Consider the following 8688-nt stretch of genomic DNA (forward strand, 5'->3'; position numbering starts at 1 on the left):
TCTCCCTGAATCTCAGTAAATAACTTCATAACGCCATACTGGCGTTATGAAAACATTCCTAAACAAAAAAACACTTACCCAAGGCATCGGCCTAGCGGTACTTACCAAACAAACGGCAACTAATATTGCGGTATTAACTTTTGCTGGCAGTGCTATTAACAGCGCTAGTTTAAGTGATGGTAATCGAGTACAGATTTTACCTGATGGTTACTTCATGCCTACTGATGGCCGAGACGTTGATGTTGACGGTGGCCAATGGTTGATGGATGAACTTGCCTTTTCATCGTTACAAACAAATCTTGCTCAACGTAAAAATGACTTCATGTTTGATTACGAGCACCAAACCTTATACACCGAACAAAATGGCAAGCCTGCACCCGCTGCCGGTTGGTTTAAAAAATTAGACTATGTACCAGGTGAAGGTCTTTTTGCTGTTAACGTTGATTGGACACCAACAGCTACAAAGCATATTAGCGATAAAGAATATCGCTATACCTCAGCTGTTTTCTCTTATGACCTTAAAACAGGTCGCCCCATTGAATTAATGCACGTTGCCTTAACCAATGAACCTGCGCTTGATGGCATGAAAGCTATTACCGCGCTTAAATCAATTTCAACCAACTCAACTACTAACGAAAAAGGAGCCGCTATGAACGCAGCAACCCAATTGTTGGCATTACTTGGGGTAACTGTCGCTAGTGATGCTGATATCACTGACGACCAACTTACCCAAGGTACTGTCGCCTTAAAAGCATTACAAACAAAAGCTGACCTTAGTGGCCAGCTTGAAAAAGATTTAAATACCGCACAAACCTCGGTGACAGCACTTAAAGCTAACGCGGCTACTGCTGATGGTAATGTCGATTTAAGTAAATTTGTACCTAAAGAAACTTATGATGCGGCAATCACTCAAGTTGCTGCATTAAAAGCGACAGGTGATAGCAATTCAGTTGACCAACTATTAAAAGACAATGCCGACAAGGTATTTGAGTCTGAAATTAGTTATTTAACTGATTTTGGCAAACAGCAAGGTTTTGTCGCGCTGAAAAAAATGGTTGATGCCCGCCCGGCAATTGCAGCTTTAAAGTCAAAACAAACCCAAGGTAAGAAAGCGCCTGGGGGAAATGTTGCCGCATTAACTGCAGAGCAACAATACACCGCTGATCAACTTGGCCTTAGCCATAAAGATTTTCTAGCAACTATCAATAAGGAAACCAAGTAATGGCTGTTATTACTCCTGCGTTAATCTCCGCACTTTTTACTGGCTATAACGCCAATTTTGAAGCGGGTAAATCAGAAGCCCAACCGCAATTTAGTAAAATTGCCACTGTTATCAAATCAACTACTGCCAGTAATACGTATGGCTGGTTAGGTAAGTTTCCAAGCTTAGCTAAATGGATTGGTGATCGTAATATTCAGTCAATGAAGGCGCATGGTTACACCATAATAAATGAAGATTATGAGTCAACCGTTGGTGTTGATCGTAACGATATTGAAGATGATAACCTTGGCATCTACGCACCAATATTTAAAGAAATGGGGCGTGCGGCAGCTATTCATCCTGACGAAGAGTGTTTTCCATTACTCAGTGCTGGTTTTACTACGGCTTGTTATGACGGTCAATTCTTCTTTGATACAGACCACCCAGTAAACCCAGAAGCCGATGGCTCAGGCGTTGATGTTTCAGTGGCCAATGTAGTCGTTGATGGAGGCTATGTGGGCGAACCTTGGTTCTTACTTGATACCAGTAAAGCAATTAAGCCGATTATTTTTCAAGAACGTAAAAAACCAGCATTAATCAGCATGACAAAAACTGATGATGAAGCGGTATTTATGAGTAAGCAATTCCGTTATGGCGTTGATTGTCGAGATAAAGCAGGCTTCGGTTTTTGGCAAATGGCTTTTGCCAATAAACGGACATTAAATGCGGATAATTTGTGGGATTGTATTGCTAAAATGCGCGCTTTCACTGCTGATGGTGGTCGAAAATTAGCGATTAAACCCACGTTGCTGGTAGTCCCCCCAAGTTTAGAAAAATTAGCAACGCGCCTAATGGAACGTGAGTTAGATGCCAATAGCTCTAACGAATTAAAAGGTCGCTTAGAAATATTGGTAGCTGACTACATATAGCTCCCTCTCTTTGGTTAGCTTTGTTTGGACGTGACGAGGTTAGCCTTTTTATTAACGTTATCTTTGGAGTAAACATGAAATGGCTAAATTATCTCTTCTTGCCGCTGTCATTATTAGTTCAATGCACACAGGCTATCGCCGTGCAGGCATTGCGTTTGATAAAGGTGAAAACACCGTTGAAGTTGATGAAATACAACTCGCGAAAATTGAACAAGATCATAACTTACTGGTGCAATCAACTGAGTCGATTGAGCCAGGTGCGGACAGTTCGTCGCAAGGGAATGTGGACGCTGATAGTGTGGACAAGTCTATAACTGGCCCAAGTGTAGATGATGTGACACTTGATTTATCACATGCGCCAAAAGAGCTACATGCAATTATTGCCGCGGTTCACGCCAAACAATGCCAAGAGCCTTTAACTAGAAAGCCAAACTGTGATGAGTTTGGTGGGTTAAAGGTAAGTGGCGCTGACCGTGATGCTGCATGGGCTTGGTATCAAGATAACGTCATTAATCACGTACCAGATTAAATCTCATGTATTGCACGAAACAAGACTTAATAGACAGGTTTGGCCAAGACGAGTTAGTTGATTTAACACAGCTTAATAATTCAGGTGTTATTGATGAAACCGTACTTGGTCAAGCTATTACGGATGCTAGTGCTGAAATGGATGGTTACTTAGGTGGTCGTTATCAATTACCACTGGACACTGTACCACCAGTACTCAAAGCGCTTTGTTGCAATGTTGCTCGCTATAACCTTTACGACGAACAAGCTAGTGAGCAAGTAACCAAACGATATGATGCGGCTATTAAGTTTTTGTTTAGTGTCTCTAAAGGTGAAATTAGCTTAGGTGTTGATGGTACGGGTAGTAAAGCTACAAGTACTGATTTAGCCGATATTCAAAGTGCCGGTAGTGTTTTTGCTCGCAGTAAATCAACAGGGTTTATCTAAGGAGTAGCTAATGATTAGCAGTGTTATTACCAAGTTAATTGCAGCTCAATTAGACGGTAAACCGCTCTTTAACAAAGTTGAAGAGGCGATTGATTTAAGTAGCTCTATGAAAGGTCGGCTAAAACCGTCACCAGTTGCCTTTATTATTGAAATTAGTCGTCGTCCTGGTAACAACAGTCGTGACATGGGCACAGCACTGCAAGAAGTCACTACCACTATTGGCGTGGTTGTAGGCATTAGCAAAACTAATGATCCACAAGGCATGAAAGCAAAAACAGCGGTGGCACCTATTCTAGCAGCGACAAGAAAAGCATTATTTGGCTTTAACCCAACAAGTGAACACTCAAGTCTATTACTTGCCGCTGCTGATACGGTTGGTGTAACAGAGCATGCACTTTGGCAGCTAGAGCGATTTACTACTACACATTTTGAAGAGGCAACACAATGACTAAGCCCGTGAAAACACCAATTAAGTTAAATAGCCGTCAAGGCGGTAGTTATACCAAAGACCCTGAAACGGGAAAAACCACCTTGGTTGAACAAACCAAGCCTCAAGAAATTACAGGTTTTGAGCAGCAAGAAGACAATGTTACTCAAAGTAAGGCTCCGGCTAAAAAAGCCCAGACTAAATAAGGAATCTATCCATGAAATTTAGTGAAAAATTACTCTTAGCAAAACTAGAAACAACTTATGGTGTTGATGCTTCGCCTGGTGCAGCAAATGCCATTCTAGCCAAAGATGTTGACTTAACACCACTTGAGGCCGAAGCCTTAGAGCGAGGTTTGGTGAAACCTTACCTAGGCGCTGATGAATCTATTGTTAGTGGTGAGCATGTACTCATTAGTTTTAAAATTGAATTCCAAGGCAGCGGCACTGTTGCTACGGCTCCTGCATGGGGGCCATTAGTACGTGCTTGTGGTTTTGCTGAAACGATTACTGCAGCTACTTCGGTTGAATATGATTTAGCGGCCAGTAATTACGAAAGTGCCACGCTTTATATGAACATGGGTAAAAACTTACACGCCATGAAAGGCGCTCGCGGTAATGTCAAAGTTACCCTAGAAAAAGGTATTCCATACTTAGAGTTTAACTTTATCGGCTTATGGGTAGACCCCACTGAAGTTGCCCCCGTAACCCCTGATTGGTCTTTATGGCAAAAACCAACGCCAACAGGTGCAGGCCGAACTTCAGGCTTTATGCTAAATGGCTTTGCCGCAAAGCCTTACAAGTTATCTTTAGATGTTGGCCAAGACGTTAAATTCATTGAAACCTTAACGACCCAAAGCATTGACATTAACGAGCGTAAAGCAAGTGGCTCTGTCAGTATTGAAGCACCTGATTTATCCGTTAAAGACTTCTTCAGTGATGCTAAAAACTCAGTCACTGGTGCGCTCTCTATTCAAAATGGCCAAGTACCAGGACTTATTTGTAAAGTCGATTGCCCGAAAGTGCAAGTTAAGCCGCCTAAGTACGGTGATAATGATGGTACAGCCAGTTTAGATATGGACTTAATTTTAATCCCCAGTACTGCAGGGAATGACGAAATTAAATTCACCTTAACTTAACACTTATTTTGCACAACCAAGGGCGTTGAAGGTGCTGGAGCACTGGAGCTTGGACCTGCATGGCAAGGATGCCACCTTTAATACCTTTTTAATGGCTGTTTAACAGCCTTAACTTTTATAGAGAGTTCTTATGTTTACAGTAATGAATAACCCAACAGTGTGGTGGCCTGTCGTTATTAATGTGCCTATTGATGGTGGTGAAACATCAAATCACGAAGTGAGTCTGCAGTTAGAAATATTAGAAGAAGATGAGTACGACGAATTGGCACTAAAGGGTGAAAAAGCAGTGTTAAAACGTGTAATTAAGGCATGGAAACACATTGATGATATTGATAAGAAACCTCTGGCATATTCAGGCGATAATTTGGATATGTTGTTGAAAAAAAGCTTTGTCCACCGTTCATTTATGGTTGGTTATCTCAACGCCTCAATTGGCGCTGTAGTAAAAAACTAAAAGCCGCTGCTAAAGACTGGGCAGCGGCACCTTTTGTAGAGAGCAGCACAATTAAAGATATGAAAACTCACGGTGCACCCAAGGAAATCATTGACGAATTAACCAAAGTAAAAGATTTTGAAGTGTTTCCACAAAATTGGCCTGTTGTAGTGTGGTTTACCCAAGTTAGCGACTTGATGCGTTATCGCAACGACGGCGCATGTTTAGGACTTGATTTACCTCAAATTGAGTCAGATGCAAAGCTAAGTGAAAGGGACTTTACCGATGCTCACTATCACGGCTTGCGCATCATGAGCAAAGCAGCAGCTAGAGCATTAAATAAGGTAAATGATGACTGATTTAAAACTAGGTATTGTTTTTGATGTTAAGAACGGCAGATTTAAGTCTGAAGTTAAAGAAAATACTCAGGTAATAGATAAGTTTGGTCATAGTGCTCAACGTACTGCTGGCCAAACACGTCAGTTTAATGCAGCCATTGACGACACCAATACTAAGCTATTTCAAACCAATAAAGTTGCCTCAAGCGTTAAAAACGCTATTGCGGGTTTAGCCGTTGGCTTTGGTGCCATTGAGCTTGGCAAAGGTTTAGTGACTGAATTAGCTGCATTTCAAGACATTCGTACCCGTTTACAAGGACTTTCTGATGATGCCGCTGACTATGCCGAGAAAGAACGCTGGTTAATTGATTTAGCAACCGAACATCATAAAGAGCTAAACGGTTTAGCTGATGGCTATAGCCGATTATCGACATTAACTCAGGAAAAAATAATCACCGATGGCCAAGCCCGTGACATGTTACAGGGCTTGTCTGATGCTGCCTCAAGAAATGGTGCGAGTAATGCTGATTTAGAACGTGTTTATTATGGCTTAAGCCAAGCACTTGGTGCTGGCACAGTAAACATGGAAGACTTTAGACAAGTTACTGAGCCTTTACCTGATCTAATGGCAAAAATTGCGAAAGCGGCAGGCCAAGAAACGAGTAGTGGTTTGAAAGAATTAATTGCGACTGGTACTTACACATCAGAAGTTTTTGGTAAGCATTTAGTTAGCGCATTACAACAATATGAAGGGGCTGCAGCTGAAACTGCTGATAATATTAATGCCAAATACCGCGATATAAAACGTGAATATCAACTGTTATCGGTAGAGTTAGAGCAACCAATTAATGGTGCCTTACTGCCAACGCTTGATGGCTTAGCTTCAGGACTCTCATTCCTAAAAGACCATGCCCAAGCGGTCATTACCATTTTACAAGGCGGCCTTGTTATTGCTGCTGGCCATGCGACTAATGCCATTATAGCGAAAACCTCAGCTACAGCTAAAAACATAATTGCCACACGCATCAGCACCCAAGCTGCAATGCTTCAAGCGCAAAGTGAATATAATTTAGCAGTGGCTTATAAAGCCTCTGCTGTGGGTAGTGTGCAAAATGCACTTGCAGACAAGCGCTTAATTGCCAGTAAAACGGTATTAACTGCAGCGACTAACAAAGCAAATTTCGCCCTTAGAGCAGGTGGTGGTGCTATGGCATTACTTGGTGGTCCAGTAGGTGTTGCTATGTTAGCGGCTTTTGCGGTGGGTACTTATGCCATGAGCGCTGCTGATGGTGCGCGAGAGAGTACGAACTTAGCAAATAAAGTCAGCTTAGCGAATAAAAAACTGACTGAATTAACCACGAAACAATTACGCTTAAGGTTGTTTGAACTTGAAAATGATCCCGCAGCAGAAATTGACAAAGCTCGCCTAAAAGCCCTTAAAGCCCAAGAAGAATATAACAAGGTTCAAGCTACACGCGGCTTTAAAAACCCTAATAAAGAAACCGAAGAGACAGTATTAAATCGTGATGTTGAAATAGAAGCTTTAGAGTTAAAGCTGTCAAAAATCACCGCATTAAAAACACAAATATCTACCTTACTCGCCAAGCCGTCAGAAGGTCAAAGACCTGAAGTACCCGCTACTCAAAGTGGCAAAGTATTAGACGTATTTAAAGACCAAGAAGGTGCGTTAAAAAGACAGCTTAGTTTACTTGGTAAAACCTCAGAATTAGCCAAAGCAGAGTATGAAACTCAGCTAGGAAAATACAAAGACTTATTACCAGGTCAAAAGGCATCAATTGTTAATATAGCTAAAGAAATTGATACTAAAAAAGAAAGCTTAGCGGCAGATAAACAAGCGCTTCAACAATCCGAACAACTTCAGCAATCAGCGCAAAGTTATGCAGAGACACTACAGCGAAAAGTATCCCTTTCAGGTGAAGTAACTAACGTTCAACAATTAGCTTTTGAGCTAGAGCATGGCAGTTTAGTTGGCATTAATGACCAATTAAAAGAGCAATTAATGTTAAAGGCTGAGCTTGCAGATAGAGTTGAAGCCGATACTGAAAAGCAGCTGTCTTTTTGGGAACAGATGAATGAGCACATTGCGAGTACCACTGAAAATTTCGATGTGATGTGGGGAAATTCATTTGACCGTTTTGCGCAAGGCATTGGTGATGCGACAGCAACGTCCATAATGGAAGGCCAGAGTTTTAGTGATGCTATGAAAAATATTGGCCGCTCAGTTATTAAAGAGGTGATTTCGGGCATTGTACAAATAGGTGTTAAAAAACTCGCACTATTCGCCATTGAAAAAGCCATCAATAAAGGTACGGCTATTTCAGCAGCTACGTTTATGTCTGCTAATGCTTCAGCAACCGCCATGCAGGCTGGTTTAGCTACTTTTGCATCTATTTCGGCTATTCCTGTTCTTGGTCCTGCTGCGGCTCCTGGCGCAATGACTGCTGCATTAGCGGTGGCAACACCAATGGCTGGTGCTATTACTGCTGCTTCCGCAGGTATGGCGGGTATGGCTCACGATGGTATCGACGAAATCCCCCGCGAAGGAACATGGTTACTTGATAAAGGTGAACGTGTTGTAGATAGCCGAACCAACCAAGATTTAAAACAAGCGTTGAATAAAGGTAGCGTAGGCTCTGGCTCAGGCACCGTCATTCACATAACCAATCACAACACTTTTGAAGGGAATAATAATCCTGACGATATTGAAAGTGTCATGGCCTTATCAACTGAAAAAATGCGCGCCGATTTATACGAAGATTTTTCCACGGGTGGCCCGTTAACCGAACAACTTAAGGCGGCGATGTAATGCCCAATATTATTGACTTACCCGATATTACCCCAAGCAAATGCAGCTGGATGGTTATTCCGTCAAGCACAGCTGCTTTTAATCCGTATTCAAAGGTTGAACAGGTTTCTGAAGAGCCAGGCGAAAAGTGGCAAGTAAAATTAGAATGGAAAAACCTACCTCATGCGTATGGCCGAGATATTCGTGGTGCGTTAATCGCGCTACGTGGCCAAGTTAATCAATTACGCGTGAAAGATTTTGCTCATAGCAATATCGGCAGTTTCCCTGGTGTAGCTCGAGTTAAAGGTGCAGGCCAATACGGCATTGTGCTACTAGTTGACGGTTTAACTGCCAACACGGTTGTGGGTCATATTGGAGACAGATTTCAACTAGGTAAGCGTGTTCATGAATTAACGCAAAACGCGGTAACTAATAGCAGTGGCCAAGTTACCTTAAAGTTTG

The 8688-nt window shown here is 42.0% G+C and carries 11 protein-coding genes; all 11 read left to right on the plus strand.

The window, feature by feature from the left end; translation table 11 throughout:
* Positions 1 to 46 precede the first annotated feature (46 nt).
* A complete protein-coding gene (locus ND2E_RS00050) occupies positions 47 to 1222 on the plus strand; it encodes a phage protease (protein ID WP_033096065.1) in 1176 nt (391 codons plus the stop codon).
* Entirely contained in the window at positions 1222 to 2130 is a 909-nt protein-coding gene (locus tag ND2E_RS00045; RefSeq protein WP_033096066.1) for a Mu-like prophage major head subunit gpT family protein, read from the plus strand. The genes ND2E_RS00050 and ND2E_RS00045 overlap by 1 nt, the downstream gene beginning before the upstream one ends.
* Positions 2131 to 2209: 79 nt before the next feature.
* Positions 2210 to 2659 (plus strand): HI1506-related protein, encoded by a 450-nt coding sequence (locus tag ND2E_RS23450; RefSeq protein ID WP_033096067.1) that lies wholly within the window; start codon positions 2210 to 2212, stop codon positions 2657 to 2659.
* A gap of 5 nt (positions 2660 to 2664) precedes the next feature.
* Entirely contained in the window at positions 2665 to 3084 is a 420-nt protein-coding gene (locus tag ND2E_RS00035; RefSeq protein ID WP_033096068.1) for a gp436 family protein, read from the plus strand.
* Positions 3085 to 3094: 10 nt separating this feature from the next.
* Positions 3095 to 3532, plus strand: a complete 438-nt coding sequence (locus tag ND2E_RS00030) for a phage tail terminator protein (protein WP_033096069.1) — start codon at positions 3095 to 3097, stop codon at positions 3530 to 3532.
* The gene (locus ND2E_RS00025) at positions 3529 to 3717 is read left to right on the plus strand and encodes a hypothetical protein (protein WP_033096070.1); all 189 of its coding nucleotides are present in this window, start codon (positions 3529 to 3531) and stop codon (positions 3715 to 3717) included. Before ND2E_RS00030 ends, ND2E_RS00025 begins: the two co-directional genes overlap by 4 nt.
* A gap of 11 nt (positions 3718 to 3728) precedes the next feature.
* Positions 3729 to 4649 (plus strand): phage tail tube protein, encoded by a 921-nt coding sequence (locus ND2E_RS00020; protein WP_033096071.1) that lies wholly within the window; start codon positions 3729 to 3731, stop codon positions 4647 to 4649.
* A 130-nt stretch (positions 4650 to 4779) separates the two neighbouring features.
* The gene (locus ND2E_RS00015; protein ID WP_033096072.1) at positions 4780 to 5103 is read left to right on the plus strand and encodes a hypothetical protein; all 324 of its coding nucleotides are present in this window, start codon (positions 4780 to 4782) and stop codon (positions 5101 to 5103) included.
* A 59-nt stretch (positions 5104 to 5162) separates the two neighbouring features.
* Positions 5163 to 5441 (plus strand): DUF1799 domain-containing protein, encoded by a 279-nt coding sequence (locus tag ND2E_RS00010; protein WP_033096073.1) that lies wholly within the window; start codon positions 5163 to 5165, stop codon positions 5439 to 5441.
* On the plus strand, positions 5434 to 8247 hold the full coding sequence (locus tag ND2E_RS22580; protein ID WP_052057117.1) for a tape measure protein: 2814 nt from the start codon (positions 5434 to 5436) through the stop codon (positions 8245 to 8247). The genes ND2E_RS00010 and ND2E_RS22580 overlap by 8 nt, the downstream gene beginning before the upstream one ends.
* On the plus strand, positions 8247 to 8688 hold a 442-nt coding region (locus ND2E_RS00005), incomplete at its 3' end, for a hypothetical protein (RefSeq protein ID WP_033096074.1). The genes ND2E_RS22580 and ND2E_RS00005, both read left to right, overlap by 1 nt.

It is taken from the genome of Colwellia psychrerythraea (assembly GCF_000764225.1).
In the GTDB taxonomy this organism is placed as follows: domain Bacteria; phylum Pseudomonadota; class Gammaproteobacteria; order Enterobacterales; family Alteromonadaceae; genus Colwellia; species Colwellia psychrerythraea_D.

Coding starts and splice junctions, on each gene's coding strand:
- ND2E_RS00015 (WP_033096072.1), top strand. CDS start 4,780: ATGTTTACAGTAATGAATAACCCAACAGTGTGGTGGCCTGTCGTTATT.
- ND2E_RS00050 (WP_033096065.1), top strand. CDS start 47: ATGAAAACATTCCTAAACAAAAAAACACTTACCCAAGGCATCGGCCTA.
- ND2E_RS22580 (WP_052057117.1), top strand. CDS start 5,434: ATGACTGATTTAAAACTAGGTATTGTTTTTGATGTTAAGAACGGCAGA.
- ND2E_RS00035 (WP_033096068.1), top strand. CDS start 2,665: ATGTATTGCACGAAACAAGACTTAATAGACAGGTTTGGCCAAGACGAG.
- ND2E_RS23450 (WP_033096067.1), top strand. CDS start 2,210: ATGGCTAAATTATCTCTTCTTGCCGCTGTCATTATTAGTTCAATGCAC.
- ND2E_RS00010 (WP_033096073.1), top strand. CDS start 5,163: ATGAAAACTCACGGTGCACCCAAGGAAATCATTGACGAATTAACCAAA.
- ND2E_RS00045 (WP_033096066.1), top strand. CDS start 1,222: ATGGCTGTTATTACTCCTGCGTTAATCTCCGCACTTTTTACTGGCTAT.
- ND2E_RS00020 (WP_033096071.1), top strand. CDS start 3,729: ATGAAATTTAGTGAAAAATTACTCTTAGCAAAACTAGAAACAACTTAT.
- ND2E_RS00030 (WP_033096069.1), top strand. CDS start 3,095: ATGATTAGCAGTGTTATTACCAAGTTAATTGCAGCTCAATTAGACGGT.
- ND2E_RS00025 (WP_033096070.1), top strand. CDS start 3,529: ATGACTAAGCCCGTGAAAACACCAATTAAGTTAAATAGCCGTCAAGGC.